Origin of the sequence: Kitasatospora sp. NPDC101157 (genome assembly GCF_044768255.1) — a bacterium.
Taxonomy (GTDB): domain Bacteria; phylum Actinomycetota; class Actinomycetes; order Streptomycetales; family Streptomycetaceae; genus Kitasatospora.
On the sequence record NZ_JBIWPL010000018.1, the window covers coordinates 117,946 to 144,647 of the forward strand.

At 73.7% G+C, this 26,702-nt stretch carries 27 protein-coding genes; 19 read left to right on the forward strand and 8 right to left on the reverse strand.

All coding sequences use genetic code 11. The features are described from left to right. The first annotated feature begins 80 nt into the window (after positions 1-80). The 4 genes from ACIRVF_RS29410 to ACIRVF_RS29425 all read left to right on the forward strand — a co-directional run bounded on the left by ACIRVF_RS29410 (position 81) and on the right by ACIRVF_RS29425 (position 4,277). On the forward strand, positions 81-884 hold the full coding sequence (locus ACIRVF_RS29410; RefSeq protein ID WP_402824413.1) for a sugar phosphate isomerase/epimerase family protein: 804 nt from the start codon (positions 81-83) through the stop codon (positions 882-884). Between the two features lie 45 nt (positions 885-929). Continuing rightward, complete coding sequence (locus tag ACIRVF_RS29415; RefSeq protein WP_402824231.1) at positions 930-1,700, forward strand: class I SAM-dependent methyltransferase; 771 nt, start codon at positions 930-932, stop codon at positions 1,698-1,700. Positions 1,701-1,842: 142 nt separating this feature from the next. Next, positions 1,843-3,687, forward strand: coding sequence for a dihydroxy-acid dehydratase (gene ilvD / locus ACIRVF_RS29420; protein WP_402824234.1), 1,845 nt, complete (start codon positions 1,843-1,845; stop codon positions 3,685-3,687). An 83-nt stretch (positions 3,688-3,770) separates the two neighbouring features. Further along, positions 3,771-4,277 (forward strand): hypothetical protein, encoded by a 507-nt coding sequence (locus ACIRVF_RS29425; protein ID WP_402824237.1) that lies wholly within the window; start codon positions 3,771-3,773, stop codon positions 4,275-4,277. A 4-nt stretch (positions 4,278-4,281) separates the two neighbouring features. Here the strand turns inward: ACIRVF_RS29425 and ACIRVF_RS29430 are convergent, their stop codons facing one another. After that, positions 4,282-5,619 carry a hypothetical protein gene (locus ACIRVF_RS29430; protein WP_402824240.1) on the reverse strand — a complete coding sequence of 446 codons (1,338 nt, stop codon included), beginning with the start codon at positions 5,617-5,619 and terminating at the stop codon, positions 4,282-4,284. 110 nt (positions 5,620-5,729) lie between these two features. After that, entirely contained in the window at positions 5,730-6,179 is a 450-nt protein-coding gene (locus ACIRVF_RS29435) for a hypothetical protein (protein WP_402824242.1), read from the reverse strand. 191 nt (positions 6,180-6,370) lie between these two features. Here ACIRVF_RS29435 and proC point away from each other — a divergent pair, with 191 nt between their 5' ends. The 7 genes from proC (at position 6,371) to ACIRVF_RS29470 (ending at position 12,772) form a co-directional block, all read left to right on the forward strand. Continuing rightward, the gene (gene proC / locus ACIRVF_RS29440) at positions 6,371-7,198 is read left to right on the forward strand and encodes a pyrroline-5-carboxylate reductase (protein ID WP_402824245.1); all 828 of its coding nucleotides are present in this window, start codon (positions 6,371-6,373) and stop codon (positions 7,196-7,198) included. Positions 7,199-7,284: 86 nt separating this feature from the next. Further along, the gene (locus ACIRVF_RS29445; RefSeq protein ID WP_402824247.1) at positions 7,285-8,499 is read left to right on the forward strand and encodes an MFS transporter; all 1,215 of its coding nucleotides are present in this window, start codon (positions 7,285-7,287) and stop codon (positions 8,497-8,499) included. Positions 8,500-8,575: 76 nt separating this feature from the next. Next, positions 8,576-9,772, forward strand: a complete 1,197-nt coding sequence (locus ACIRVF_RS29450; RefSeq protein WP_402824250.1) for an acetoin utilization protein AcuC — start codon at positions 8,576-8,578, stop codon at positions 9,770-9,772. 226 nt (positions 9,773-9,998) lie between these two features. Then, positions 9,999-10,208, forward strand: a complete 210-nt coding sequence (locus ACIRVF_RS29455) for a helix-turn-helix domain-containing protein (RefSeq protein ID WP_045699258.1) — start codon at positions 9,999-10,001, stop codon at positions 10,206-10,208. A 192-nt stretch (positions 10,209-10,400) separates the two neighbouring features. After that, positions 10,401-10,499 (forward strand): 30S ribosomal protein bS22, encoded by a 99-nt coding sequence (locus ACIRVF_RS29460; protein ID WP_003948845.1) that lies wholly within the window; start codon positions 10,401-10,403, stop codon positions 10,497-10,499. Between the two features lie 152 nt (positions 10,500-10,651). Next, a complete protein-coding gene (locus ACIRVF_RS29465) occupies positions 10,652-11,758 on the forward strand; it encodes an NAD-dependent epimerase/dehydratase family protein (protein ID WP_402824416.1) in 1,107 nt (368 codons plus the stop codon). 6 nt (positions 11,759-11,764) lie between these two features. Further along, positions 11,765-12,772, forward strand: coding sequence for a lysophospholipid acyltransferase family protein (locus tag ACIRVF_RS29470; RefSeq protein WP_402824252.1), 1,008 nt, complete (start codon positions 11,765-11,767; stop codon positions 12,770-12,772). Between the two features lie 70 nt (positions 12,773-12,842). Here the strand turns inward: ACIRVF_RS29470 and ACIRVF_RS29475 are convergent, their stop codons facing one another. The 3 genes from ACIRVF_RS29475 to ACIRVF_RS29485 all read right to left on the reverse strand — a co-directional run bounded on the left by ACIRVF_RS29475 (position 12,843) and on the right by ACIRVF_RS29485 (position 16,838). Next, a complete protein-coding gene (locus ACIRVF_RS29475) occupies positions 12,843-14,132 on the reverse strand; it encodes a DUF5667 domain-containing protein (protein WP_402824255.1) in 1,290 nt (429 codons plus the stop codon). A gap of 288 nt (positions 14,133-14,420) precedes the next feature. Beyond that, positions 14,421-15,242, reverse strand: coding sequence for an ECF subfamily RNA polymerase sigma factor, BldN family (locus ACIRVF_RS29480; RefSeq protein WP_402824419.1), 822 nt, complete (start codon positions 15,240-15,242; stop codon positions 14,421-14,423). A 570-nt stretch (positions 15,243-15,812) separates the two neighbouring features. After that, positions 15,813-16,838: an HAD family hydrolase gene (locus ACIRVF_RS29485; RefSeq protein ID WP_402824258.1), complete on the reverse strand. Its 1,026-nt coding sequence runs from the start codon at positions 16,836-16,838 to the stop codon at positions 15,813-15,815. A 132-nt stretch (positions 16,839-16,970) separates the two neighbouring features. Here ACIRVF_RS29485 and ACIRVF_RS29490 point away from each other — a divergent pair, with 132 nt between their 5' ends. The 7 genes from ACIRVF_RS29490 to hemB all read left to right on the forward strand — a co-directional run bounded on the left by ACIRVF_RS29490 (position 16,971) and on the right by hemB (position 24,286). After that, the gene (locus tag ACIRVF_RS29490) at positions 16,971-17,246 is read left to right on the forward strand and encodes a glutaredoxin family protein (RefSeq protein WP_033352812.1); all 276 of its coding nucleotides are present in this window, start codon (positions 16,971-16,973) and stop codon (positions 17,244-17,246) included. 163 nt (positions 17,247-17,409) lie between these two features. Further along, positions 17,410-18,156: an exonuclease domain-containing protein gene (locus ACIRVF_RS29495; RefSeq protein WP_402824262.1), complete on the forward strand. Its 747-nt coding sequence runs from the start codon at positions 17,410-17,412 to the stop codon at positions 18,154-18,156. A 107-nt stretch (positions 18,157-18,263) separates the two neighbouring features. Then, on the forward strand, positions 18,264-19,160 hold the full coding sequence (locus tag ACIRVF_RS29500; RefSeq protein ID WP_402824422.1) for a redox-sensing transcriptional repressor Rex: 897 nt from the start codon (positions 18,264-18,266) through the stop codon (positions 19,158-19,160). A 25-nt stretch (positions 19,161-19,185) separates the two neighbouring features. After that, positions 19,186-20,526, forward strand: a complete 1,341-nt coding sequence (locus tag ACIRVF_RS29505; protein ID WP_402824265.1) for a glutamyl-tRNA reductase — start codon at positions 19,186-19,188, stop codon at positions 20,524-20,526. Positions 20,527-20,567: 41 nt separating this feature from the next. After that, entirely contained in the window at positions 20,568-21,572 is a 1,005-nt protein-coding gene (hemC, locus tag ACIRVF_RS29510) for a hydroxymethylbilane synthase (protein WP_402824268.1), read from the forward strand. Next, complete coding sequence (locus ACIRVF_RS29515) at positions 21,569-23,215, forward strand: uroporphyrinogen-III synthase (protein ID WP_402824270.1); 1,647 nt, start codon at positions 21,569-21,571, stop codon at positions 23,213-23,215. Before hemC ends, ACIRVF_RS29515 begins: the two co-directional genes overlap by 4 nt. A gap of 84 nt (positions 23,216-23,299) precedes the next feature. Continuing rightward, positions 23,300-24,286 (forward strand): porphobilinogen synthase, encoded by a 987-nt coding sequence (hemB, locus tag ACIRVF_RS29520; RefSeq protein ID WP_402824273.1) that lies wholly within the window; start codon positions 23,300-23,302, stop codon positions 24,284-24,286. Positions 24,287-24,356: 70 nt separating this feature from the next. Here the strand turns inward: hemB and ACIRVF_RS29525 are convergent, their stop codons facing one another. The 3 genes from ACIRVF_RS29525 to ACIRVF_RS29535 form a co-directional block, all read right to left on the reverse strand. Further along, entirely contained in the window at positions 24,357-24,623 is a 267-nt protein-coding gene (locus ACIRVF_RS29525; RefSeq protein WP_402824276.1) for a hypothetical protein, read from the reverse strand. Between the two features lie 139 nt (positions 24,624-24,762). Further along, positions 24,763-25,107, reverse strand: coding sequence for a rodlet layer protein (locus ACIRVF_RS29530; RefSeq protein ID WP_402824279.1), 345 nt, complete (start codon positions 25,105-25,107; stop codon positions 24,763-24,765). 83 nt (positions 25,108-25,190) lie between these two features. Continuing rightward, complete coding sequence (locus ACIRVF_RS29535; RefSeq protein WP_402824283.1) at positions 25,191-25,535, reverse strand: rodlet layer protein; 345 nt, start codon at positions 25,533-25,535, stop codon at positions 25,191-25,193. Between the two features lie 326 nt (positions 25,536-25,861). Between ACIRVF_RS29535 and ACIRVF_RS29540 the strand changes: the two genes are divergently transcribed. After that, positions 25,862-26,578, forward strand: a complete 717-nt coding sequence (locus ACIRVF_RS29540; protein ID WP_402824286.1) for a hypothetical protein — start codon at positions 25,862-25,864, stop codon at positions 26,576-26,578. Positions 26,579-26,702: the final 124 nt, after the last annotated feature.

Below are 26,702 nucleotides of genomic sequence, written 5' to 3' on the forward strand. Positions count from 1 at the left end.
TCAAGGCCGCCAAGCGCGACGCCGCCCGCCCGCCGCTGCTGCGCACCACCGACCGGTTGGTGCTGCCCCGGCACCCGGCCCTGCACATCCCGGACACCAAGGTGGTGCTGTCCACTGCCTCGGTGTACCCGGCGAGCACCACCGTCGCCTTCGAACTCGCCGCCAAGCTCGGCTACGACGGCGTCGAGGTGATGGTCTGGAACGACCCGGTCAGCCAGGACCTGGAGGCCCTGCGCCGGCTCTCCGACGCCCACCAGCTGCCGATCCTGGCCGTGCACGCGCCCTGCCTGCTGATCACCCAGCGGGTGTGGACCACCGACCCGTGGACCAAGCTGGTCCGGGCCCGGGCCGCGGCCGAGAAGCTCGGCGCGAGCGCCGTCGTCGTCCACCCGCCGTTCCGCTGGCAGCGGCAGTACGCCCGGGAGTTCGTCGAGGGCATCAACCGCATGGCGGGCGAGACCGACGTCCGCTTCGCCGTCGAGAACATGTACCCGTGGCGCTACCGCGACCGGGAGGTGCTCGCCTACTCGCCCGGCTGGGACGTCACCGACGAGGACTACCGGCACTTCACCATCGACCTCTCGCACGTCGCCACCTCCCGCATCGACGCCTTCGCCATGGCCGAGCGGATGGGCGACCGGCTCGCCCACGTCCACCTGGCCGACGGCAGCGGCTCCGGCAAGGACGAACACCTGATCCCGGGCCGGGGCAAGCAGCCCTGCGCCGAGTTCCTGGAGCACCTCGCCCGCACCGGCTTCGACGGCCACGTGGTGCTGGAGGTCAACACCCGCCGCTCCGCGTCCCCCGCCGAACGCGAGGCCGATCTCGCCGAGGCCCTCGCCTTCACCCGCTTGCACCTCGCCACCCCCTCGCGCGTACGCTGAACGCGGGGCCCGCCAGGGCGCGAACTGCGGTACGAAGGGGGAGAGATGACGAAGGGTCCGAGCCGCCACGAGGTCGCGGTCAGCTTCGGCGCGGTCGCCGCCGAGTACGACCGGGGCCGGCCGACCTACCCCGACGAGCTGTTCGACACGGTGGAGCGGCTCTGGGGCCGGAGCCTCAAGGGCGCCAGGACCCTGGACGTCGGCGCCGGCACCGGCATCGCCACCCGGCTGCTGGCCGGCCGGGGCGCGGACGTCGTCGCGGTCGAGCCCAGCGACGGCATGGCGGCCCAGTTCCTGCTCTCCTCGCCCACCCTGCCGCTGGTCCGCGGCAACGGCGACGACCTGCCCTTCCACGACGGCTCCGCCGACCTGGTCACCTACGCCCAGGCCTTCCACTGGACCAGCCCGGAGCGTTCCGTCCCCGAGGCCGTCCGGGTGCTGCGGCCCGGCGGGGCGGTCGCCACCTGGTGGAACGTGCAGGACGAGACCGTGCCGTGGGTCCGGGCCCGGGGCGAGCGGATGGCCGCCGCCCTCCCCGACCGCTACCACGGCTACGGCGGCATCAACGCCCACACCAGCCACTTCGCCCCGGCCGGCCTCGCCGTCGAACGGGCCGTGCTGCACTGGGAGCGCCGGCTCACCGTCGACCACCTGCTCACCGACCTCACCTCCCGCTCCTACCTGGCCTCGCTCGCCCCCGAGGAGCGCGCCCCCGTACTGGCCGCCGAACGGCGCGCCATGCTCGCCGAGTTCCCGGACGGCGTGGTGGTCGAACCGTTCGTCCTGGACGTCACCGTCGCCGTCAAGCGGGGCTGACCCGCCGGCCCCCGAGGACTGCCCGCATCGCGGACGGGCCGTCCGCCGGCCGGACGTCGGGCGTAGGCTCGTAAGCCACAACGGCCCCCGCGCCCTCCCCACCGGCGGGGCGTCGGCGACAGCCCCGAAGGAGTGGAGCACAGTGCCCGAGCTGAGGTCCCGTACGGTCACCCACGGTCGCAACATGGCAGGCGCCCGGGCGCTTCTCCGGGCCGCCGGCGTAGCCCGCGAGGACTTCGGCAAGCCGATCATCGCGGTCGCCAACTCCTTCACCGAGTTCGTCCCCGGCCACACCCACCTCCAGCCGGTCGGCCGGATCGTCTCCGAGGCGATCAAGCAGGCGGGCGGCATCCCGCGCGAGTTCAACACCATCGCCGTCGACGACGGCATCGCGATGGGCCACAGCGGCATGCTCTACTCGCTGCCCTCGCGCGACCTGATCGCCGACTCGGTCGAGTACATGGTCAACGCCCACTGCGCCGACGCGCTGATCTGCATCTCCAACTGCGACAAGATCACCCCCGGCATGCTGATGGCCGCGCTGCGCCTCAACATCCCGACCGTCTTCGTCTCCGGCGGCCCGATGGAGGCCGGCAAGGCCACCCTGGTCGACGGCACCGTGCGCAAGCTGGACCTGATCGACGCGATCTCCCAGGCGGTCAACGAGAACGTCTCCGACGAGGACATCGCGATCATCGAGGAGAACGCCTGCCCCACCTGTGGCTCCTGCTCCGGCATGTTCACCGCCAACTCGATGAACTGCCTCACCGAGGCCATCGGCCTCTCGCTGCCCGGCAACGGCTCGGTGCTCGCCACCCACACCGCCCGCCGGGCCCTGTACGAGAAGGCCGGGCAGACGGTCGTCGAGATCGCCAACCGCCACTACGGCCAGGACGACGACTCGGTGCTGCCCCGCGCGATCGCGAGCCGCGCCGCCTTCGAGAACGCCATGGCCCTGGACATCGCCATGGGCGGCTCGACCAACACCATCCTCCACCTGCTCGCCGCCGCCCAGGAGGCCGAGCTGGACTTCGACATGCGGGCCATCGACGCGATCTCCCGCAAGGTGCCCTGCCTCTCCAAGGTCGCGCCCAACGGCTCGTACTACATGGAGGACGTGCACCGGGCCGGCGGCATCCCGGCCATCCTCGGCGAGCTGTACCGGGGCGGCCTGCTCAACGAGGACGTCCACACCGTCCACTCCGACTCGCTCGCCGAGTGGCTCAAGACCTGGGACGTGCGCGGCGGTTCGCCCTCGGCCGAGGCCGTCGAGCTGTGGCACGCCGCACCCGGCTGCAAGCGCTCCGCCGAGGCCTTCTCGCAGTCCGAGCGCTGGGAGTCGCTGGACACCGACGCCGCCAAGGGCTGCATCCGCAGCGTCGAGCACGCCTACTCCGTCGAGGGCGGCCTCGCCGTGCTGTACGGCAACCTCGCCGAGGACGGCTGCATCGTGAAGACCGCCGGCGTCGACGAGTCGATCTGGACCTTCAGCGGCCCGGCGGTGGTCTGCGAGTCCCAGGAGGACGCGGTCGAGGCGATCCTCGCCAAGCGGGTCAAGGAGGGCGACGTCGTCGTCATCCGCTACGAGGGACCCAAGGGCGGCCCGGGCATGCAGGAGATGCTCTACCCGACCTCCTTCCTCAAGGGCCGCGGCCTCGGCAAGGCCTGCGCGCTGATCACCGACGGCCGCTTCTCCGGCGGCACCTCGGGCCTGTCCATCGGCCACGCCTCCCCGGAGGCCGCCTCCGGCGGCACCATCGCCCTGGTCGAGGACGGCGACACCATCGCCATCGACATCCCGGCCCGGACGATCTCCCTGGAGGTGCCGGCCGAGGTCCTCGCCGAGCGCCGCCGCGCCCTGGAGGCCGGACACGGCTACCGGCCGGAGAACCGCGACCGCCAGGTCAGCCAGGCCCTGCGGGCCTACGCGGCGATGGCCACCTCGGCCGACAAGGGCGCCGTCCGGGACGTCAGCAAGCTCGGCTGAGCCCGACCACTCCCAGGAGGAGCCGTCCCGCCGACCGGGACGGCTCCTCCGTCGCATGTGCCGCTCGGGTGATAATCGACGACGTGAGCGAGCAGCCCCCCACCCCCAAGCCCGCCGGCGCCCCCGAGCCGGAGCCGATCCGCTTCTTCGGCACCACCTGGGTCAACCGGGACAACGGCTACTGGCTGCGCCGGATCGGCGTCTCGATCGGCGCCCTGGCCGCCACCGCCGCCGCCGCGCTGGTGCTGCGCTTCGGGGTCGAGGGCGTCGCGCTCTCCGACAACGGGGGCTTCCTGAACGGGCTGCTGACCGCCGCGATCGCGGTCTGCTCGATGATGTCCGTCCGGCGCACCTGGAAGGTGCTCACCGAGGGCAAGGACCAGCTCACCGGCTGGATGGCCGAGGACCGGTCGCTCGGTGCCGTCTGGCTGATCGGCGGGGCCGGCGGCCTGGCCGCCTACTTCGCCCGCAGCCTGGTCGAGGCCCCCGGCGAGGGGGTCAAGCGCGCCGCCCACGAGCGGGCCGTCGAGCAGTACGGCAAGCGCCGGACCGGCCGCAGCGGCCGACCCGGCGCGAAGCGCAGGCGCTGATCCCTTACTCGCGGCTGAGCGTCTTGCAAGCGGAACCGCCGTCCAGGTCCTTGCTGTGGTCGTACGGGTCGGCGGTCGGCCCGGTCCGCTCCGGGTGGGGGCGGTCGAACTGGGCGAAGGCGGGGTGGAAGAACCCGTCGTGGAGCGTGCAGGAGCTGTTGCCCGCGAAGCTGTTGCTCTTGCTGATGTTGATCTTCTGCGGGTCGGCCCGGTACTTGGCCGGGTCGTAGAACCGGAAGTCCGCGGTCCGGCGGATGATGGTGCGGGCGGTCCAGGTGTCGCCCGCGACGTCCGCGGCCGAGGTGACCGTCCAGCTCACCGGCTTCGCGGTGGCGCCGGCGGGGGCCGGGGACGTGCCAGGGCGCGGAGCATCGGTCGGCTCCTCGGCCGCGAGTTTCGCGGCGTCCGGGCCGGGGCGCAGCGCGTACACGAAGGTGTAGTCGGTGTGCACCAGGACGCCGCCGTTGCCGTCCTCGTCCAGCTTGGTCCAGCCCTGGACCTTGACCGTGTCGTCGACCGGGATCGCGTCACGAGCGTCGAAACGGGAGAACCACCTGGTGGGGTTGGTCTCCTCGGACGGGGTGTCCAGGCTCTGGGCGGGCTTCTCCCGTGCCTTGGTGTCCAGCATCGCGAGCGCCGCGTCTGGTCGCCCGCCGGCCGTCACCCGGGGGTCCAGGTTCGAGGCCACCAGGAAGTCCTTGACCAGCTTCAACTGGGCGGCGACCTGGTCCTCGTCGAAGACCCCGATCGCCTTCGCCCGGGGCACCTCGATGCCCGCGGCGCCGGTCGGCCAGCCCTCGGCCGGTGAACCGGCCCAGGGGTGCGCGACGGTGGGCTGCCCGGGGTCGACGGACGGCGGAGCCGTGGTCGGGCGGGCCGTCTCCGGGGCGACGGTGGGCACGGGCGCGTCGGCCTTCGAGGAGCCGTGGTCGGAGATCCACCTGCTGATCGCGTTGACGTTGAGCGAGGCGAGCAGCCCCGCCACGACCAGCAGCACCAGCAGCGGGGTGCGCCACCGGCCGCCCCGGCGCCTGGCCGGGCGCGGGTTGCCCCAGGGATCGACCACCTGGAGCTTCGGCCTGCGCCCGAACCGGCGCCTGGGCGCCGCGGGGCCGTCGTTGACCGAACGACGGCCGCCCGGGTCGACCGGCGGGGTGTGCTTCCAGCGGGCGGCCAGCATCCGGGTGCGGCCGGACTGCTCCTTGACGGTGGCGGAGCGCACGAACTCCTCGTCCAGCACGAGGTCTGCGAACGGGTCCTTCCCGCCCGCTCCGGACGGGAAGGACCCGCCCGGCTCACCGCCCTCGGAGGGGCGCGGTTCCGGATCTTCGGCGATTGGCATCGCGCCAGTATGCCGACGGGGTGTGACGATCCGTCGATCGGGGGCGCGCCTTGTGGTGAACCCGTGTGCGCGGTCGCGGGGTTCACCACCGTTTGTCCGGAAAGGCGCCGTCAGCCCTTGCCGCGGGCCTGCTTCACCCCGTGCACCACCCCGGCGATCCCCAGCAGGACGGCGGCCGGGAGCAGCGACAGGAGGAGTGCGCCGAACAGGCCCTCGTCGCCGAGGAACATCTGCGCCAGCGTGTCCAGCACCAGCAGCCCGCCGGCCGCCGGGAGTGCCGACTGCCACGGGTGTTCCCGGGCCCACCGCCTGAGCCGCCGGTCGCCGCCGTCCCCGCGCAGCTGGTTGCCGGCCCAGCCGACCAGGAAGAAGAAGAACAGGCCCCAGCCGGCCGGTCCGGCCAGCATGCTCAGCGACCAGTCGCCGGAGATCGCCTCGATCCCCAGGGCCGTCGCCCCCACCACCGCACCGACTCCCGCGGCCGTCCGCCACGGGCCCACCGTCGCCGAGGCGACGGCGAGTTGCCGGTTCTCTCGTCGGGACATTCCGTCGTGTGCCATGGCTCCACGGTGCGCCTGCCCGGCCCCGCAGGCCATAGGGGAAACCCCCGAGTTTTCTCCCTAGGGGCACCGGGGTTCCTGGCCGCCGGTCAACGGACTCCCGGCGGGCCGCCGACCACGGACCGGACGGTCCCGACGGGCCCTGCCGAGCGGTGCGAGGATGGCCGCAGTACCGAGGTGAGGAGCGGACCATGGGCAGCAGCGCAGCACACGGACAGAAGATCGCCTTCCTGGGCACCGGCAAGATCGGCGAGGCCCTGCTCTCCGGTCTGCTGCGGGCCGGCAAGGCCCCGTCGGACGTCCTGGTGACCGCCCGTCGGCCCGAGCGCGCGGTCGAACTCGCCGCCCGCTACGGCGTGGTGGCCGTCTCCAACGCCGAGGCCGCCAAGCTGGCCGACACCCTGATCCTGGCGGTCAAGCCGCAGGACATGGGCACCCTGCTGGAGGAGCTGGCCCCGCACATCAGCCCGGACCGGCTGGTGATCTCGGCGGCGGCCGGCGTGCCCACCGCCTGGTTCGAGGAGCGGCTGGCGGCCGGCACCCCGGTCGTCCGGGTGATGCCCAACACGCCGGTGCTGGTGGACGAGGGGATGAGCGTCATCTCCGGCGGCTCGCACGCGCGGGAGGAGCACCTGGCACGCGCCGAGGAGATCTTCAGCTCGGTCGGCAAGGCGCTGCGGCTGCCGGAGTCCCAGCAGGACGCGGCCACCGCGCTGTCCGGCTCCGGCCCGGCCTACTTCTACTTCCTGGTGGAGGCCATGACGGACGCGGGCATCCTGCTCGGCCTGCCCCGGCAGGTGGCGCACGACCTGATCGTGCAGTCCGCGATCGGCGCCTCGGTGATGCTGCGCGACTCCGGCGAGCACCCGGTGAAGCTGCGGGAGGCGGTCACCTCCCCGGCCGGGACGACCATCGCCGCCATCCGCGAGCTGGAGAACCACGGGGTGCGGGCCGCGCTGCTGGGTGCCCTGGAGGCGGCCCGGGACCGTTCCCGGGAGCTGGCCTCCGGCGGGAAGTGATCGCGCGCGACCCCTCCCGCAATCGCGGCGCAGCCCCTACGCTCTCGGCCACCGTCGTCCGTACCGGCCAGTAGCGAGGTTCCCGCATGAGTGCCGCGCCGTCCGTGCAGCCCGTCCCGTCCCCGATGGCGCGCGGCCTGCGCGTCGGGCGGGCGGCGCTCGCCGTCAGCTTCCTGCTCCAGGGCACCACCTTCGCGCTGCTGGTCACCTGCATCCCGGAGATCCAGCACCGGTACGGGCTGAGCGACGGGCTGCTGCCGGTCTTCCTGGCCGCGGTGCCGGTCCTGGCCGGGGTGGGTTCGATCCTCTCCGAGCAGCTGGTGAAGCGCACCGGCGCCCGGGCCGTGCTGCGGGTGGTCCAGCCGGCGGTCTGCCTCAGCCTGGCGGGCGCCGGGCTGGGCGGTTCGCTGTGGCAACTCGCCCTAGCGCTGGGCGCGTTCGGGCTGCTGGTGGGCGCTCTGGACGCCAGCATGAACATGCTGGGGGTGGGGCTGCAGCACCGCTACGGCCGCTCGATCATGATCGGGTTCCACGCCGCGTTCAGCCTCGGCGGCATCCTCGGCGCGGCGATCGCGGGCCTCGGCTCGCACTACGACCTGGGGCTGCCGGTGCTGTTCGGCACGGCCGGGGCGGTGGTCGCCCCGCTCGCGGTGCTGACCGGCACGCGGTTCGCCGGCCCGGCCGAACTCGGCGACGCCGTCCGGGAGGCCGCCGAGGCCGCCGCCCGGTCCATCCCGTGGCGCCCGCTGCTGCCGCTGTGCCTGGCGATGGCCTTCGCCTACATCGCGGACGCCTCGGTCTCCAACTACAGCGTCAAGTACCTCACCGACGGCCTGGGCAGCCGCGAGGACCTGGCCAAGCTCTCCTACCTCGGCTACATGGTCGCGATGTTGCTCGGCCGGGCCCTGGGCGACCGCGCGGTGCAGCGCTTCGGCGCCGTCGCGGTGGTGCGCGGCGGCGCGGCGCTGGCCGCGCTCGGCTTCGGACTTGCCGCGGTGGCCCCCACGGCCTGGGCGGGCATCGCCTCGTTCACCGTGCTCGGCTTCGGCATCTGCGCGGTCATCCCGCAGGTGTTCGCGGCCGGCGGGCGGCTCTTCCCGGCCGACTCGGACGCCGCCGTGGCCCGGCTCAACCTCTTCAACTACGTGGGCTTCCTGATCGGTTCACCGCTGGTGGGGGCGATCGCGGACGCCGGCTCGTACCGCTGGGCGCTGCTCGCCCCGATGCTGCTGGTGCTCGCCGTGCTGCCGCTGGCCGAGCGCTTCGCCCCGGCCCCGGTGGCGGCGCCCGCCGCGGCGTGACGGCCCGGGACCGTCCGCGAAGGGTCGGCGTGCCCTGACCGCCGCAGGTCCGCCGCCACCCACTACGGTGGAGGCCATGCCCGAAGCCGAGCGTGACACCCCCTGCGGCCTGCACCTCTTCTGGGACGAGGCCGTCACCGCCTACGACTTCGGCCCCGGCCACCCGATGGACCCGACCCGGCTGGCGCTCACCATGCGCCTGGTCGAGGCCCTCGGGCTGGACACCGGGCCGGGGGTGACCGTCCGCTCCGCGCCGGCCGCCGGGGAGTCCACCCTGCAACTGGTGCACACCCGGGAGTACGTCGAGGCGGTCAAGCACGCCGCCGCGCACCCCGAGCTGTCGGATCCCCGGCACGGGCTGGGCACCGACGACAACTGGTCCTTCCCCGCGGTCCACTCGGCCTCCGCGCTGATCGCCGGTCAGTCGGTCGCCGCCGCCGAGGCGGTCTGGCGCGGCGACACCCCGCACGCCGTCAACTTCGCCGGCGGACTGCACCACGCGATGCCCGGCAAGGCCTCCGGCTTCTGCGTCTACAACGACCCGGCCCTGGCGATCGCCCGGCTGCTCGAACTCGGCGCCGAACGGGTCGCCTACGTCGACGTGGACGTCCACCACGGCGACGGTGTCCAGGAGGCCTTCTGGAACGACCCCCGGGTGCTGACGATCTCGTTGCACGAGCACCCGGCCACCCTCTTCCCGCAGACCGGCTGGCCCACCGAGACCGGCGGCCCGGAGGCCCCCGGCTCCGCCGCCAACCTGCCGCTGCCGGCCGGCACCGGGGACGCCGGCTGGCTGCGCGCCTTCCACGCCCTGGTGCCCGAGCTGCTCGAAGCCTTCCGGCCGCAGGTCCTGGTCACCCAGCACGGCGCGGACACCCACCTGGAGGACCCGCTCGCCCACCTCGCCGTCACCGTGGACGCCCAGCGGCTGATCGCCGAGGAGCTGCACGAGCTGGCCCACCGGCACACCGGCGGCCGCTGGGTGGCCACCGGAGGCGGCGGCTACGCGGTGGTGGACGTCGTCCCGCGCACCTGGACCCACCTGGTCGCCACCGCGGCCGGCCGGCCCGTCGACCCGGCCACCGAGACCCCCGAGGGCTGGCGCGCCGAGGTCTACCGCCGCACCCGCCGCCCCGCCCCGCTGCGGATGACCGACGGCGCCCGCCCGGCCTGGCGCGACTTCGAAGCGGGTTACGATCCGGCGGACCGACTCGATCAGGCCATCCTCGCGAGCCGCCGCGCGGTGTTCCCCCACCACGGACTGCTGGCCTGAATCAGCCGCCCCGGCCAGGCACAGGGCGGGCCGTGCGTACGCCGACCGGTGCCATCCGCCGGGTGGCTACATACTGCAACGGTGCTATCTCCCACGGTACGAGGACTGCATCTCCCCTCTTCCCACTGGTACCACCCATAACTACTCTGGGGATACACGTGTGCCGGTGGAGTCACCGGAGGGGAAGCCGGTGCCTTGCACACGGGTTAAGGGTCGGGTGATGGTCATGAGTTCCGTCGAGCGTCCCCTGCAGGAAGTCGTCTTCCTGACCGTGGCCGAGGTCGCCGCGGTCATGCGGGTGTCCAAGATGACCGTGTACCGGTTGGTGCACAGCGGAGAGCTGCCGGCCATCCGGGTCGGACGGTCCTTCCGGGTGCCCCAGCAGGCGGTGCACGAGTACCTCAAGGAGTCCTACGTGCGGCTTGAGAGCGCGTAGCCGGCGGGTCGGGCGGGGGCGCGTCCGCAGCCGTGGGCGCGCCCCCGTTCGCCCCGGATTTCCCGGGAGTTTCCCGGCTGCCGGGAGTGCGATTTACAGGCCCGGCCAGGCGGACGGTAGGCTAGGCCCTCACGTCAGTCGTATGGACTCCGTCTCTCACGGACGAGAGTCTCAGTGAGCGAGGGTTGTTCCGTGGGCTCTGTCATCAAGAAGCGTCGCAAGCGTATGGCCAAGAAGAAGCACCGCAAGCTTCTCAAGCGCACGAGGGTCCAGCGTCGCAACAAGAAGTAAGCGCCCCCCGGCCGCGCCCAGCGAGCCCAGCGCTTCCACCGCCCGTCCCGGCCCGAGTGGCCAGGGGCGGGCGGTGTCGTTTCACGGCCCGGCGCGGCGGCGCGGTACGGTTCCAGCAGGCCGCTCGGGTCGAGGGAATGGGGTGCAGCACCGTGGGCGTGGTCGTGCTCGTCACCGGCGTGGCACGCCATCTCGGTGCCCGCTTCGCCGCGGAGGTCCGCCGCCGGCCGGGCGTGGACCGGGTCGTCGGCGTGGACGTGCAGCCGCCGCGGCTGCCGGTCGAGGAGCCGGACGGTCCCGCCGCGCCGTACACCTTCCACCAGCTCGACCTGCGCCGCCCCGCGGTCTCCCGGGTGATCGCCGAGCACCGGGTGGACACCGTGGTGCACCTCAGCGTCAGCGCCACCGGTCTGGGCTCCACCAACCGCTCCGCGGTGAAGGAGTCCAACGTCATCGGCACCATGCAGCTGCTCGGCGCCTGCCAGAAGGCCCCCGGGGTGCGCAGGCTGGTGGTGAAGTCCACCACCGGCGTCTACGGCTCCGCGCCCCGCGACCCGGCGGTGTTCAGTGAGCGGATGCAGCCGAAGGACCCGCCGGGCGGCGGCTTCGCCAAGGACGCGGCCGAGGTCGAGGGCTACGTGCGCGGCTTCGCCCGGCGCCGCCCGGACGTCGCGGTGACGGTGCTGCGCTTCGCCAACATCATCGGCCCGGGCGCCGACACGCCGCTCAGCGAGTACTTCGCGCTGCCGGTGCTGCCCACCGTGCTCGGCTACGACCCCAGGCTCCAGTTCGTCCACGAGGACGACGCGGTCGCGGTGCTCTGCCGGGCCGCCGGGGAACCCGCTCCGGACACCGTCAACACCGGCACCTTCAACGTGGCGGGGGAGGGCGTGCTGCTGCTGTCCCAGTGCGCCCGCCGGCTCGGCCGCCCCACCCTGCCGCTGCTGCTGCCCGCGGTCAGCTGGATGGCCGGACTGGCCCGGCAGACCCGGCTGGTGGACGTCTCGTCGGAGCAGCTGCGGCTGCTGACCCACGGCCGGGTGGTGGACACCACCCGGCTGCGGGAGGTGTTCGGCTACCGCCCGGAGTTCAGCACGCCGGAGGCCTTCGCCGACTTCGCCGCCGCCCAGGGCCCCGGCCTGCTGCCGCCCGAGCGGCTGGCCGCCGCCACCGACCGGCTGGCCGCCCTGCTCGGTCCGGAGGCCGGGGCCGCCGTTCCGAACGCCGTACCGAACCGCCCCCGCCGACCGAGGAGCTGACCCGCGATGAGTGCCGCCGCCGAGAACGTGCCGGGTGAGGCCAAGGTCATCCCGATCGAGTCCGCCCCCAGCTGGAGCTCTCCCGAGGGCCCCGGCCTGGCCGACCGGCTCGCCGGAGCCGTCGGCGGGGCGCTGTCCGGGCAGCTCGGCCCGGCGGCCACCCGGCTGTTCGGCAAGGGCTGGGAGGGGCGGGCCACCGAGGGGCTGGCCTTCCTGCGCCGCCGGATCACCGGCGACTACGAGGTGGACGAGTTCGGCTTCGACCGGGAGCTCACCGAGGAGGTGCTGCTCTCGCTGCTGCGCCCGCTGGCCGAGAAGTACTTCCGGATCGACGTCCAGGGGATCGAGAACATCCCGGCCGAGGGCGGCGCGCTGATCGTCGCCAACCACTCCGGCACCCTCCCGCTGGACGCCCTGATGACCCAGGTGGTCATCCACGACCACCACCCGCACCACCGGCACCTGAGGATGCTGGCCGCGGACCTGGTCTTCGTGCTGCCGGGCGTCAACGAACTGGCCCGCAAGGCCGGCCACACCCTGGCCTGCAACGAGGACGCCCAGGCGCTGCTGGAGCGGGGCGAGGTGGTCGGGGTCTGGCCGGAGGGCTTCAAGGGGATCGGCAAGCCGTTCTCCGAGCGCTACAAGCTCCAGCGCTTCGGCCGCGGCGGTTTCGTCTCCTCGGCGCTGCGGGCCAGGGTGCCGATCGTGCCGTGCTCGATCGTCGGGGCGGAGGAGACCTACCCGATGATCGGCAACGTGAAGACGCTGGCCCGGCTGCTCGGCCTGCCGTACGTACCGATCACGCCGACCTTCCCGTGGCTGGGGCCGCTCGGGATGCTGCCGCTGCCGACCAAGTGGACGATCCGCTTCGGCGAGCCGATCGCCACCGACGGCTACCCGGCGGAGGCGGCGGACGATCCGATGCTGGTCTTCGACCTGGCCGACGAGGTGCGCGAGACCATTCAGCACACCCTGTACCAGCTGCTGGTGCAGCGTCGGTCGGTGTTCTTCTGATCCGACGTGCCCAGGTGTGACGGTGCCCCGGCGGAGTCCGCTCCGCCGGGGCACCGTCACACCGCACCGCTCAGCTGCCGCCGAGGATCCGCAGCCCGGGCAGCAGACCCGGGATCAGCGGGGGGACGTCCACCCCCTGCTGGGCACCCGTCGGCGTGCTGGGCGGGCCGGACGGCGGCTGCGGCACCTGCGGCGGGGCCGCGTCGGCGCTCGGCGAGGGCCTGCCCGCGCCGGAGAGCCCGCTGGTGAGGTCGCCGACCAGCCCGTTGACCGCGTCCGGGGCGCTGCTGGGCAGGGTGCTCGGCAGGCCGGCGCCCTTCCCGGTGCCGGCCGTACTGCCGGGGCCCGCCGGGGCGTGGTCGGCACCGGGACGGTTGCCCGTGCTGCCCTGGGACTGCCCGGAGCCGGTCGCGGCGCCGGAGCCGTTGGCGTCGGATCCGGCCGGGGAGCCGCCGGTCGAGGAGGACGAGGCGTCGCCCGCTCCGGTGCCGGCCGGGCCACCGCTCTTGGCGGGGGGCTGGGCCAGGCGCAGGGGCGCGACGTCCTCGCTTATGTCGTCGAAGAGCTGGTCGACCAGGTGTGCCTGCTCGGTCAGTTGGACCGGCAGTCGGCCCTGGAGCTCGCTCCAGCGGCCGTCCTCGTCGTGGGCGAAGCCGGCCAGCGCGCGCATCGGGTCCAGCGAGCCGTTGCTGCGGTAGACCGAGCGCAACAGGTCGCGGCCCTTGAGGGCGTCGGCGTGCATGTCGTCCAGCGCCTGGCGGACCCGGTCGACGGTGGCCGGGCTGAGCACGGTGCTCGAACCGGTCTGGCCGACCAGGGCGTTGGCCTCGCCGAGCCGGGTGGCGGCGTTGTCGAGCAGCAGCCGGCCGCGTTCCGAGTCGGAGCCCGCGAGGTCCAGCCGGAGCCCTTCGAGGCCGCGCTTCATGCCGTACAGCGTGTCCCCGGGGAGGGCGCTGGAACTCGCGGCGGCGGCCCCGGCCAGGCTGCCGACGGCGAGCCCGGCGACCAGCCCGCCGATCGCGAAGCGGCGGCTCCACCGGCCGCGCGGCGCCGTCCGGATGGCCCGGTGGCGGCGCTGGCGGGGCACCGCGGCGCCCGGCCCGCCAGCGAAGGCCTGCTCGAACGCGGCCATCAGCTGGGCTCGTTGGACCGTCCGGACCTCCTGGTCCAGGGCCGGTCCGGGTAGCGCCACCAGTGCGTCGGCCAGGCCGACCAGTTCGGCCATCGCGACCGAACCCGCTTCGGCGGAAGCGGTGTTGGCCGAATCGGCGCCGGCCGTGCGGCGTTGCTCCGCCTGGTGGGCCTCCAGCGCCTCGGCGAAGGCCTTCGCCCGCCGGTGCTCCAGCACGTTTGCCGTCACGGGCCACACCTCCCTTCGTCGTTGTCGACACCCCGGCCTGCCGGACGGTTGCCCCGGCGGGCCAAAGCCACTCCATCGGGTGACAGGTCGCAATTCGGCTTGACCGTACGCCTGGTGGGGGCTTGCACGCTGGGCAACGAGCGGTACGGGCGGTCGGTTACGCACGGCTGATCATCGGACCGACCGTTCACCCGGACGTGTCGGTCGGGTACGCGGGGTGACGGGCCGCCGGGCCGTCGCCGGACCAGGGCCCGTCCGGGCCCTGTCTCCCCCTCGGTCACCGTCGCCTCACCGCGCGTCGGGCGGGAGGAGCCGGGCCAGGGTGCGCACGGCGCGGTACTGGAGGGTCTTGATGGCACCCTCGTTCTTGCCCATGATCCGCGCCGTCTCGGCCACCGAGAGCCCCTGGAGGAAGCGCAGCGTCACGCACTCCTGCTGCTGCGGGTTGAGCCGGCGCACCGCGTCCAGCAGGGCGGCGTTGGAGAGCGACTCCAGCACCGACTCCTCCGGGCTGCGCTCGCACTCGTTGGAGTCGAGCATCTCGCCGGTGGTGACCTCCAGCCGGAACCGGCTGGACTTGAAGTGGTCGGCGACCAGGTTGCGGGCGATGGTGACCAGCCAGGCGCCGAAGTCCCGGCCCTGCCAGGTGAAGGTGCCGATCCGGCGCAGCGCCCGCAGAAAGGTCTCGCTGGTGAGGTCCTCGGCGGTGGCCCGGCTGCCGACCCGGTAGTAGATGTAGCGGTAGACAGTGTCCGCGTAGTGGTCGTAGAGCCGGCCGAAGGCCTCGCTCTCGCCCGCCTGGGCCCGCTCGACCAGCTCCATGATCGGGTTGTGCTCGGTCTCGTAGCCGGGGCTCGGCGCGGTGCGGGTGCGGCTGCGGCCGACCCCGGTGGTGCCGGTGCGGCCGCGCGAGCCGGTGCCGGTGGAGCCGGCGGCGGTGGTGCGCAGCGCCAGGCCCGGGCCGTGCTGGTGGCCGAACGGCACGCCGGCGGGCACGAGTTGGGGTGAGGCGGCGAGCTGGCTGCGGAGCAGGGTGCGCAGCAGGTCCAGGCCGGTGGAGATCTGCCGCTCGGCGGTCGGGCGGCCGCGGAGGCCGGTGCGGGGGCGCAGGGGCGCGGACGACGGGCGGGAGGGTGCAGGCGCGTCGTTCCGGACGGGTGGGTACACGGGACTCCCAGAGGCAGAACTGTGGACGGATCACCTCCGCCTGCGCGGAGAGCACTCCCCATGGCACCCGTTCGAGCGGGATGCATGGGTGACGTGCATCCAGGAGAGAATAACGCTTTGTGCAATGACAGCTACACCGTGTGGTCGAAGTGGTCGTTTGGGATCCATTTGTTGTGCATATTCGGCTGACACTGACCGGAGATGTCATCGTTCCTCCGGCTCAACGTGACCGTTCGGGCGCCCAGGGTGACCAATTCGGGGGTACTGCGGGCGGTTTCCCAGCCTTGGGGCCCGGCAACCCCCGACTTTCCCGGACTGGCGAACAATCAGAACCGGTCATGGGGAGACAAGTTCGCGCATCGGGCTCGGGCGGCCGGGCGGCGCCGGGCAGTTCGCTCGTACGAGGGGGCAGGTCAGACCGCTGATTGACGCTCCGTCACCCACCGGGGGGAGGGGCAGAAACGGTTCCCTGGACGGGAGTCGGGAGGCCGTCCGGCCCGCTCCGGGGGTGGCTCAGCCGTGTCGGCGACGACGCCGCAGCGCCACCGCGGCCGCCGTCGCGCCGGCCGCCACCCCGAGCGCTGCCGCCGCCGGCAGCCCCACCCGGGCCGCCTTGCGGCCGGTCCGGAAGTCGCGCACCCGCCAGCCCTGCGCCCGGGCGTGCCGCCGCAGCGCGCCGTCCGGGTTCACCACGTACGGGTGGCCGACCAGCGAGAGCATCGGGATGTCGTTGGCCGAGTCGCTGTACGCGGCGCACCGGTCGAGGTCCAGCCGCTCGCACCGGGCCAGGGCGCCCACCGCGGCGGCCTTGGCCGGCCCGTGCAGCAGGTCGCCGACCAGCCGCCCGGTGTAGTGGCCGTCCCGGGCCTCGGCGACGGTGCCCAGCGCGCCGGTCATGCCGAGCCGCCGGGCGATGATCCGGGCGACCTCCAGCGGGGCGGCGGTCACCAGCCAGACCCGCTGGCCCGCGTCCAGGTGCATCTGGACCAGCGCGCGGGTGCCGGGCCAGATCTTGTCGGCGACGACCTGCTCGAAGACCTCCTCGCAGATCGCCTCCAGGTCGGCGGTGCGCTTCCCGGCGACGATGCCGAGGGCGGTGTTGCGGGCGTCCGAGATGTGGTCCGGGTCCTCGGTGCCGTGCAGCCGGAACATGGCCTGCTGCCAGGCGAAGCGGGCGATGTCGCGGCGGGTGAGGAAGCCGTGGCGGTAGAGGCCGACGCCGAGGTAGAAGATGGCCGCGCCGCGCAGGATGGTGTTGTCGCAGTCGAAGAAGGCGGCGGCGCGCGGGTCGTCCCGGTCCGGGGTGTGGTTCCCGGCCGGCGCCTTGGGGGCCTTCCCGGGCCTGCCGGTGGCGGGGGCCCCGGTGCTCACCGCCGTCGCCGGCCCGGGGGTGTCCGCGGTGGGGCCGTCCGTCGCGAGGGGGGACAGCGGCTCGGCGCGCAGCGCGGCCTCGGCGGCCGCGGCGGCGGCCTCGCCCGCCAGGGCGCTCCGCTCGGTGGAGGAGCGCCTCGCCTGGGTGAGCCTTCGGAGCACGGCCATGTCATCGAGCATATCCAGCCGGGAGGGGAGCGGCCGTGACGGAGCCGTGCCCGTGCGGTGAACAGCTCCCCCGGCCCACCCCCGGGGTGTCCCGGGGGCGGCGGGCGAGGCGCACTGGCGCACAATGACGGGGTGAGCCCACTGCTGCGACGCAAGAGCCCCGAGCCGGCGGACCGTACCGTGACCCTGGTCGCCAAGCCCGGCTGCCACCTGTGCGACGAGGCGCGGGAGGTGATCGTCCGGGTGGCGGCGGAGCTGGGAGCGGCCTTCGAGGAGAAGGACATCACCCAGGACGAGGAGCTCTACCGTCGCTACTGGGAGCAGATCCCGGTCACCCTGGTCGACGGCCGGCAGCACGACTTCTGGCGGGTCGACGAGAGCCGGCTGCGCAAGGCCCTGGGCGCCTGAGGAGCCGTTCGTCCGTGTGCCACCACCCCCGCCGACCGGCGGGGGCGGTTCGCCGAATCGTTGCCGAAGACACTCCGTTCCGGCTTGGGGCGGGGCGCCTCGGTCGGCTTACGATCGGACGCGTTTGCGCCCGTGGGGGGCTGAGCACACGAGGAGTGCCGCCATGCTTCCCCGCCCGACCCCAGCTACGCCCGAAGCCCTGCCCGGCGGCAGGGGCTTCGCCGTGGTGGACGTCGAGGCGACCGGCCGCAGCCCGTGGCGGCACCGGGTGGTCGAGGTGGCGGTGGTGCTGCTGAACGAGCGGCTCGGCCCCGAGGGGGAGTTCGCCACCCTGCTGGATCCGCTGGGCCCGGTCGGCCCGACCCATGTGCACCGGATACGCCAGGCGGACGTCGAGGGCGCCCCGCGGTTCCGGGAGATCGCGCCCCGGTTGCTGGAACTGCTGGCGGGCCGGGTGCTGGTCGGTCACCACGTCAGCTGCGACCACGCCTTCCTGGACCGCGAGTTCGCCCGGATCGGGGTGCCGCTGCCGCCCGTCCCGCTGCTGTGCACGATGCGGCTGGCCCGCGCCCACCTGCCGGAGATCCGCGGCTACGGGCTGGCGGCCTGCGCGGAGGCGGCCGGTCTGGGCTGGTACCCGGCGCACACCGCGCTCGGCGACGCCCGGGTGACCGCCGAGCTGCTGCGGCACTGCGTGGGCGCCCCGTCCTGTCCGCCGGACGACTGGGCCGGCCCGCTGCGCGAGGCCGCCCGGGTGCCCTGGCCGCGGCTGGGCCGGGCCCGCTCCCGTCCGTCCGGAGGGCCCGTGCCACTGCTGCGCCGGGAGGCGCCGCACGGCCCCTGGCTGCCCGGCTCCGCGGCCCCGGAGCTCGTCCTGACGCAGGCCGGTGCTATGTGTTCGACGGCGTGATGCGCATCACTGTGCGGGGACAAATCGGACACCATCTTTGTGCACACGTTCACAAACGCTTAGCCTGGCTGCCAAAGCCCAGCTTCACCCACAGGAGCACCGTGGCAATCGGCCGATCACCACAGAGCAGTTCGCAGACGCCTGACCAGGGCGCCGCGCGCCGACCCTCGCGTGCCCGGGGCATCCCGGAGGCGACCGTCGCCCGGCTCCCCCTCTACCTGCGGGCCCTCACCGCACTCTCCGAGCGCTCGGTGCCGACCGTCTCCTCCGAGGAACTGGCCGCCGCGGCCGGCGTGAACTCGGCCAAGCTGCGCAAGGACTTCTCCTACCTCGGCTCCTACGGCACCCGCGGCGTCGGCTACGACGTCGAGTACCTCGTCTACCAGATCTCCCGCGAGCTCGGTCTGACCCAGGACTGGCCGGTCGTCATCGTCGGCATCGGGAACCTCGGCCACGCCCTCGCCAACTACGGCGGTTTCGCCTCCCGCGGCTTCCGGGTCGCCGCCCTGTTGGACGCCGATCCGAACGTGGTCGGTTCCACCGCCGCCGGACTGCCGGTGCGCCACATGGACGAGCTGGAGTCGATCGTCGAGAGCCAGCACGTCTCGATCGGCGTGATCACCACCCCGCCCGGCGCCGCCCAGCAGGTTTGCGACCGGCTGGTCGAGGCAGGCGTGACGAGCATCCTGAACTTCGCCCCGACCGTGCTGACCGTTCCGGACGGCGTGGACGTGCGCAAGGTGGACCTCTCCATCGAGCTGCAGATCCTCGCCTTCCACGAGCAGCGCAAGGCCGGGGAGGAGCCCGACCGCACCGAGTCGGTGCTGGACCGCGCCCCCGGTCCGGTCCGGGCGGCCGCCGCCAAGCTGCGCCGGGCGGCCGGCGGCAGCGGCAAGGGCCGCGCCGGAGCCGAACCGGTGGCCAAGGACCAGGCCGAGCAGGCCGCCAAGGGCAAGGCCGCCAAGGGCGGCGAGGGCGAGCTGTCCGCGGTGATGCCCGCATGAACACCGAGAGCTGTGGGGGGCGGGCATGAGTCTTCTCGTCGTCGGACTGAGCCACCGGACGGCGCCGGTCGGCGTGCTGGAGCGCGCCGCCCTGACCGGTGAGGTGCCGACCCGGCTGCTGCACGACGCGGCCGCGTCCTCGACCGTCGCCGAGGCCGCCCTGCTCAACACCTGCAACCGGATCGAGCTGTACGCGGACGTGGACAAGTTCCACGCCGGCGTCGCCGAGCTGTCGCTGCTGCTGGCCCACCACAGCGGGGTGGACCTGGAGGAGCTGACCTCCCACCTGTACGTCCACTACGAGGACCGTGCCGTCCACCACCTGTTCTCGGTGGCCTGCGGCCTGGACTCGATGGTGGTCGGCGAGGGCCAGATCCTCGGCCAGCTGCGCGACGCGCTGGCCAAGGCCCAGGAAGAGCACACCGCCGGACGCGGTCTGAACGAGCTGTTCCAGCAGGCCCTGCGGGTCGGCAAGCGGGCGCACAGCGAGACCGGCATCGACAAGGCCGGCCAGTCGCTGGTCACCTTCGGCCTGGAGCAGGTCGCCGCGGGCGCGGGCGAGATCGCCGGCAAGCGCGCGCTGGTGGTCGGGGCCGGCTCGATGAGCTCGCTGGCCGCCGCCACCCTGGTCCGCTCCGGCGTCACCGACCTGCTGATCGCCAACCGGACGCCGGCCCGCGCCGAGCGCCTGGTGGAGATCCTCGGGCCGGACGTGGCCCGCACCCTGGACCTCGCCAAGGTGCCGGAGGCCCTGGCCGACGTCGACCTGGTGATCTCCTGCACCGGCGCGGCCGGCGTGGTGGTCCGGGCGGAGGACGTGGCCGCCGCGGTCGCCGTCCGCACCTCCCCGGAACCGCTCGCCCTGCTCGACCTCGCCATGCCGCGCGACGTCGACCACGCCGTGCACGAACTCGACGGCGCCCTGCTGGTCGACCTGGAGAGCCTCTCCCACGCGCACGCCGCCAGCCCCGGCGCCGGCGACGTCGACGAGGTCACCCGGATCGTCGCCGACGAGGTCACCGCCTTCGGCGCCGCCCAGCGGGCCGCCAGGATCGCGCCGACCGTGGTCGCGCTGCGGGCGATGGCCTCCGACGTGGTCGCCGCCGAACTGGGCCGGCTGGGCTCCCGGCTGCCCGACCTCGACGAGCGCTCCCGCGCCGAGATCACCCAGACCGTCCGCCGCGTCGTCGACAAGCTGCTGCACGCCCCGACCGTCCGGGTGAAGCAGCTGGCCGCCGAGCCCGGCGGCGCCTCCTACGCGGACGCCCTGCGCGAGCTGTTCGACCTCGACCCGGCGGCCGTGCACGCCGTGTCGGGCACGCCCGTCGGCGGCCGGCCCCAGCCCTCGGGCGGGGGCACCAGATGAACCGTCAGCCATCCCACGAGTACCACCGGGACGATCACCTCATGAATGGTCAACCGCTCACCGAGCAGGCTCCGGCCGCCGCCCTGCGGCTCGGCACCCGGCGCAGCGCGCTCGCCATGGCCCAGTCGGGCATGGTCGCCCGCGAGGTGACCAGGCTCACCGGCCGCCCCGTCGAGCTGGTCGAGATCACCACCTACGGAGACACCTCCCGGGAGGCCCTCGCGCAGATCGGCGGCACCGGCGTGTTCGTCTCCGCACTGCGGGACGCCCTGCTGGAGGGCCGGATCGACTTCGCCGTGCACTCGCTCAAGGACCTGCCGACCGCCGCGCCCGAGGGCCTGGCGCTGGCCGCCGTCCCCGAGCGCGAGGACGCCCGGGACGCCCTGGTCGCGGCCGAGGGCCTGACCCTGGACGAACTGGTGGAGAAGCTGGCCGGCGCCGGGCGCGCGGCCCGGATCGGCACCGGCTCGCCGCGCCGGATGGCCCAGCTGAACGCCTGGGTCCGGGCCCGCGGGGCGCAGCTGGAGACCGTCGCGATCCGCGGCAACGTGGACACCCGGATCGGCTACGTGTCCGGCGGCGAGCTGGACGCCGTGGTGCTGGCCACGGCCGGCCTCAACCGGTTGGGCCGCGGCGCCGAGATCTCGCAGCACCTCGACCCCGGGCTGATGGTCCCGGCCCCTGGCCAGGGCGCGCTCGCGATCGAGTGCAACTCCGCCGACGCCGGTCTGACCGCCGCGCTCGCCGCGCTGGACCACGCCCCCACCCGGGTCGCCGTGGCCGCCGAGCGCGCCCTGCTGGCCGCCCTGGAGGCCGGCTGCTCGGCCCCGGTGGCCGCACTGGCCACCTGGAGCCGGGAGAACGAACTGCAGCTGGACGGTGTGGTCGGAGACCCCGACGGCGCCGCCCTGCTGAAGATGTCCGCCAACGGTCCGATCGTCCTCGACGAGACCGCCGAGCAGCAGGCGCGGGCCCTCGGCCACGCGCTGGCCGCCCGGCTGCTCGACGCGGGCGCGGCCACCCTGATGGGGGAGCGAGCCCGATGAGCCCCACCGCCGCCACCGACGCCCTGTTCCCGGCCGGGCAGCCCACCGGACGGTGCACCTTCCTGGGGGCGGGCCCGGGGGACCCGGGCCTGCTGACCCTGCGCGCGGTCGAGGTGCTGTCCTCGGCCGACGTCCTGGTCGCCGACCCGCTGACCGCCGCGGCCGTGCGCACCCACTGCCCGGCCGGCGTGCAGGTGCACTCCCCGGCCGCCGAGGGCGCCGACTTCGACCTGGCCAAGCTGGTCGCCGAGGCCGTCCGGGCCGGCAAGCACGTGGTCCGCACCGTCGACGGCGACCCGGGCCTGGACGGCTGCGCCGCCGAGGAGATGCTCAGCTGCGCGGGTGACGGGATCCCCTTCGAGGTGATCCCGGGCGTCGCCCAGTCGGTCGGCGTCCCGGCGTACGCGGGTGTCCCGCTGCGCGGCGCGGCCGGCACCGACGTCCGCTTCGTGGACGGCGTCCAGCTGCTGTCCGGTGCCCCGGTCGACCTGGGCGCGCCGGAGACCACCCTGGTGGTGCGCACCACCCTGGGCCAGCTGCCGGCCACCGCGAGCGCGCTGGTGTCCAACGGCCGCAAGCCGGATTCGGCACTGAGCGCCACCCTGTCGGGCACCACCACCCGTCAGCGCACCTTCACCTCCACGCTGTCCTCCATCGCGGCCGACCTCAAGGCCGCCCGGGTGCTGCCCTCGCCGGTGTCCGCCCCGGTGGACCCGGCGACCTCGGTGATAGCCGTGGTGGGCGAGACGGTCGCCCACCGGGCCTCGCACTCGTGGTTCGAGACCAAGCCGCTGTTCGGCTGGAACGTCCTCGTGCCGCGCACCAAGGAGCAGGCCCACGGCCTGTCCGAGCAGTTGCGTTCGTACGGCGCGGTGCCGCAGGAGGTGCCGACCATCGCGGTCGAGCCGCCGCGCACCCCGCAGCAGATGGAGCGGGCCATCAAGGGCCTGGTCACCGGCCGGTACGAGTGGATCGCGTTCACCTCGGTGAACGCGGTGCGCGCCGTCCGGGAGAAGTTCGAGGAGTACGGCCTGGACGCCCGGGCGTTCGCCGGGATCAAGGTCGCGGCGGTCGGCGAGACCACCGCGCAGGCCCTGGTGGACTTCGGCGTGAAGCCGGACCTGGTGCCCTCCGGCGAGCAGTCCGCGGCCGGGCTGCTGGAGGACTGGCCGCCGTACGACCCGGTCTTCGACCCGATCGACCGGGTGCTGCTGCCGCGCGCCGACATCGCCACCGAGACCCTGGTGGCCGGCCTGGTCGAGCTCGGCTGGGAGGTCGACGACGTGACGGCGTACCGGACGGTGCGCGCCTCGCCGCCGCCGGCCGAGACCCGCGAGGCGATCAAGGGCGGCGGTTTCGACGCGGTGCTGTTCACCTCGTCCTCGACCGTCCGGAACCTGGTCGGCATCGCCGGGAAGCCGCACAACGTCACGGTCATCGCCTGCATCGGCCCGGCCACCGCCAAGACCGCCGAGGAGCACGGCCTGCGGGTCGACGTGATGGCCCCGGCGCCGTCGGCGGCCGCGCTGGCCCAGGCGCTGGCAGACTTCGGAGCCAAGCGCCGCGACACCGCGACGGCCGCGGGCGAGCCGGTCTACCGGCCCAGCGAGCGCCGTCCGGGATCCCGCCGCAAGGCCCGCTGAGGCCCGCTGAGGGTCGCCAACCATCCCGCAGGGGGCGGCGGTTCGCCGCCCCCAGCGCTGCACAACCGTTCGGAGAGAGAAGCCGTGTCCGCTGAATTCCCGTACGTTCGCCCCCGTCGTCTGCGGCAGAGCCCGGCGATGCGCCGACTGGTCGCCGAGACCCGGCTGCACCCGGCGGAGCTGATCCTGCCCGCCTTCGTCAGCGAGGGCATCGCCGAGCCGCGGCCGATCGCCTCGATGCCGGGCGTGCTCCAGCACACCCGGGACAGCCTGCGGAAGGCCGCGGTGGAGGCCGCCGAGGCGGGCGTGGGCGGCATCATGCTGTTCGGCCTGCCCGAGGTGAAGGACGCCGTCGGCTCCGAGGGCACCAACCCGGACGGGATCCTGCAGCAGGCCATCCGCGACGTGGTCGCGGAGGTCGGCGACCGGCTGGTGGTCATGTCGGACCTCTGCCTGGACGAGTTCACCGACCACGGCCACTGCGGTGTGCTGGCCGAGGACGGCAGCGTGGACAACGACGCGACCCTGGAGCGCTACGCCGAGATGGCCGTGGTCCAGGCCGAGGCCGGCGTCCACATGGTCGGCCCGTCGGGGATGATGGACGGTCAGATCGCCGTGATCCGGCGGGCGTTGGACGAGGCCGGGCACCAGGACGTCAGCGTCCTCGCCTACACGGCCAAGTACGCCTCCGCGCTGTACGGCCCGTTCCGCGAGGCCGTCAACTCCTCGCTCAAGGGCGACCGCAAGAGCTACCAGCAGGACCCGGCGAACGCCCGCGAGGCGCTGCGCGAGCTGGAGCTGGACCTCGCCGAGGGTGCGGACCTGGTGATGGTCAAGCCGGCCATGCTGTACCTGGACGTCCTGCGGCAGGTCGCCGACGCCTCGCCGGTGCCGGTGGCCGCGTACCAGATCTCCGGCGAGTACTCGATGGTGGAGGCCGCCGCCGCCAACGGCTGGATCGAGCGGGAGCGCACCATCCTGGAGACGCTCACCTCGATCCGCCGGGCCGGTGCCGAGCAGATCCTCACCTACTGGGCGGTCGAGGCCGCCCGGATGCTCAAGCAGCAGTAGGCACGGCGCCGTGGCGCAGACGGAAGGCCGGGCTCCCGCTCAGTGCGGGGCCCGGCCTTCCGGCGTGCCGTTACTTCCAGCCGTTGATGTGGGCGAAGCCGCCGCCACCGCCGGCCAGGTCGGTGGAGGTGGCGGCGCCGCCGACGGCACCGCCGGCGATGATGTCGGAGGTGTGGGCGACGCCCCACTCACCCCCGGCCAGGAACGGCTGGTCGGCGGTGGCGACGAAACCGCCGCCGCCCTCCAGGCCGACGTGCGCGAACGCCGGGGTTGCGGCACCCGCGAGCGCCAGCGCGGCAGTGGCGGTCAGGACGGCCTTGGCCAGCGTGCTCTTCATGGATCTGCCCTCTCTGTGGGAGCGCCCCGCGGGCGCTCTGCCTCTGACTCGTGCTCTGACTCGTGCTCTTCTTCGGTAAGCCCGGAGGGCCCGGGGAGACCTTCCTCCCCGGGCCCTCCGTCCGTGCCATGCCCCTTGATCAGCCGATCAGGTGCGAGACACCACCGTCGCCCGCGGACTGGGTGTTCTGGCCGACGTTGCAGTACTGCTTCGGGTTGACGTTCAGGACCGGCACCTCGACCGGAACCGCGACGCCGATGACGGCGACGGCGATGTTGTGGACCTCCGGCACGCAGATGTTCGGGTTGTCCAGGGCGTGGTAGTTGGCGCTGCCGTTGCCGTGGGTGCCGGTCTGGTTGGTGCCGCCGTTGCCCTGGACGGTGGTGGCCGCGCCGTCCGAGTCGGCGATGGCGGAAGCCGAGCCGGCGGACATCGCGAGGGCGGCGGCGGCGAGGCCGGCGGCGGCGATGGTCTTCTTGATCATTTCCGGTTTTCCTCTCAAGGATGAATCGGGGAGCGATTCGAGGGTGGTTCGGGGGAGCTGTGCGGGGGAGAGCTGTGGGGTCGTCAGCCGACCAGGTGGGACACGCCCCCGTCGCCGTGGCTCTGGGTGCCCTGGCCGACGGTGCAGTACTGCTTGCCGCCGCTGTTGGCGACCGGGACCTCGACCGGGACGGCCACGCCGAGCACCGCGACGGCGATGTTGTGGATCTCCGGCAGGCAGATGTTCGGGTTGTCCAGGAAGTGGAAGTTCGGGCTGTTGTTCCCGACCGTCCCGGTGAAGTTGGTACCGCCGTTGCCCTCGATGGACGCGGCGGCGCCGTCCGCGTCAGCGATGGCCGAGGCGGGCGCGGCGGCACCGGCCAGCGCGGCGACGGCCAGGCCGGCGGCGGCGAAGGACTTCTGGATCATGGGGAGATCCCTCTCTGAAATGCTTTCGGTTTCCGTGCGTAGCAACGCGTCGAACGCTCAGACCCGGTCTGCAGTCACTGACGTCCAGATCAAAGAATGACGGCACGGAAGGTTACGGGGATTTTTGAAAAGAGTCCGGGAGGCGCGTCCGGGGATGGTTTCCGGTCGGATTATTACGCCGAATCGGTTAACGCCCGCAATCCGAACTCACGGTCACTCGTTGCGCAGATTGCTTTCCGGCTGCGGCCCCGCAGCCCTCCCCGATGGATCCACAGTCCTGGATCCCCAGGACGTCCCCAGTACGGACAGGCAGAACGGTGAAAAGCATGAAGTTCTCCAAGCGGGCCGGCGCGATGCTGCTGGCGGTCGGTGCGGGCGTGCTCGCCTCCCAGGGAGCGGCCTCCGCCGCCAAGGTCACCCCCGACCAGGTCGGAGCCCTGGAGGACAAGCTGTCCACCCAGCAGGTCCCGGCGGACGTACCGCTGACGCCGCTGGGCAGCCACCTCACCGCCGGCATCCCGACCTCGCTGGTCATGCCGCCGGCGCCCGGCCGGACCACCGACAACGGGCTGGTCCCGGACCACCTGGTGCCCCAGCTGACCACCGGCAAGCTCGGCCCGAGCGCCAAGGCCCAGCTGCCGCTCCCGCTGGTCGACCAGAGCGCCGACCTCGGCGAGGTGCTGCTGGAGGCCCCGGCGGCGCCGCTGCAGGCCAGGACCCCCGGCCTGGACGTGGGCAAGCCGCTGGCGCTGGTGCAGGACGGCACCGGCCAGCTCGCCGACGGCCGGCTCCGGGTGGACGAGGTGGACCCGCGGCTGGTGCCCGCCGCCGTGCAGACCGTTCCCGGGGCCACCGCGAGCCTCGGCGGCGACCAGCAGCGGCTCTCCGCCACCGAGGCGGTGAACGACCTGGCCGACACCACCACCGCGACGGCCGCCGGCGTGCTGCAGCAGACCAACGCGACCGAGACGGCCACCGGCACCGCCGCGGGCCTGGTGCAGCAGGCCGACCTCGGCCGTCTGGCCGGCCTGGCCCGGCTCTGAGCCCGTCCCGGACGCGGGGGGGGGGGGGCCCCCCCCCCCCCCCGCCGGGGGGGGGGGGGGGGGGGGCGCCGGGGGGGCCCCCCCCCCCCCCCCCGGCCCCCCCCCCCCCCCCCGGGGGGGGCCG

What these genes read in the sequence shown, in the direction of transcription:
- ACIRVF_RS29415 (WP_402824231.1), top strand. Translation starts at nt 930, where the DNA reads ATGACGAAGGGTCCGAGCCGCCACGAGGTCGCGGTCAGCTTCGGCGCG.
- ACIRVF_RS29430 (WP_402824240.1), bottom strand. Translation starts at nt 5,619, where the DNA reads ATGCCAATCGCCGAAGATCCGGAACCGCGCCCCTCCGAGGGCGGTGAG.
- ACIRVF_RS29435 (WP_402824242.1), bottom strand. Translation starts at nt 6,179, where the DNA reads ATGGCACACGACGGAATGTCCCGACGAGAGAACCGGCAACTCGCCGTC.
- proC (WP_402824245.1), top strand. Translation starts at nt 6,371, where the DNA reads ATGGGCAGCAGCGCAGCACACGGACAGAAGATCGCCTTCCTGGGCACC.
- ACIRVF_RS29445 (WP_402824247.1), top strand. Translation starts at nt 7,285, where the DNA reads ATGAGTGCCGCGCCGTCCGTGCAGCCCGTCCCGTCCCCGATGGCGCGC.
- ACIRVF_RS29450 (WP_402824250.1), top strand. Translation starts at nt 8,576, where the DNA reads ATGCCCGAAGCCGAGCGTGACACCCCCTGCGGCCTGCACCTCTTCTGG.
- ACIRVF_RS29455 (WP_045699258.1), top strand. Translation starts at nt 9,999, where the DNA reads ATGAGTTCCGTCGAGCGTCCCCTGCAGGAAGTCGTCTTCCTGACCGTG.
- ACIRVF_RS29470 (WP_402824252.1), top strand. Translation starts at nt 11,765, where the DNA reads ATGAGTGCCGCCGCCGAGAACGTGCCGGGTGAGGCCAAGGTCATCCCG.
- ACIRVF_RS29485 (WP_402824258.1), bottom strand. Translation starts at nt 16,838, where the DNA reads ATGGCCGTGCTCCGAAGGCTCACCCAGGCGAGGCGCTCCTCCACCGAG.
- ACIRVF_RS29495 (WP_402824262.1), top strand. Translation starts at nt 17,410, where the DNA reads ATGCTTCCCCGCCCGACCCCAGCTACGCCCGAAGCCCTGCCCGGCGGC.
- ACIRVF_RS29505 (WP_402824265.1), top strand. Translation starts at nt 19,186, where the DNA reads ATGAGTCTTCTCGTCGTCGGACTGAGCCACCGGACGGCGCCGGTCGGC.
- hemC (WP_402824268.1), top strand. Translation starts at nt 20,568, where the DNA reads ATGAATGGTCAACCGCTCACCGAGCAGGCTCCGGCCGCCGCCCTGCGG.
- ACIRVF_RS29515 (WP_402824270.1), top strand. Translation starts at nt 21,569, where the DNA reads ATGAGCCCCACCGCCGCCACCGACGCCCTGTTCCCGGCCGGGCAGCCC.
- ACIRVF_RS29525 (WP_402824276.1), bottom strand. Translation starts at nt 24,623, where the DNA reads ATGAAGAGCACGCTGGCCAAGGCCGTCCTGACCGCCACTGCCGCGCTG.
- ACIRVF_RS29530 (WP_402824279.1), bottom strand. Translation starts at nt 25,107, where the DNA reads ATGATCAAGAAGACCATCGCCGCCGCCGGCCTCGCCGCCGCCGCCCTC.
- ACIRVF_RS29535 (WP_402824283.1), bottom strand. Translation starts at nt 25,535, where the DNA reads ATGATCCAGAAGTCCTTCGCCGCCGCCGGCCTGGCCGTCGCCGCGCTG.
- ACIRVF_RS29540 (WP_402824286.1), top strand. Translation starts at nt 25,862, where the DNA reads ATGAAGTTCTCCAAGCGGGCCGGCGCGATGCTGCTGGCGGTCGGTGCG.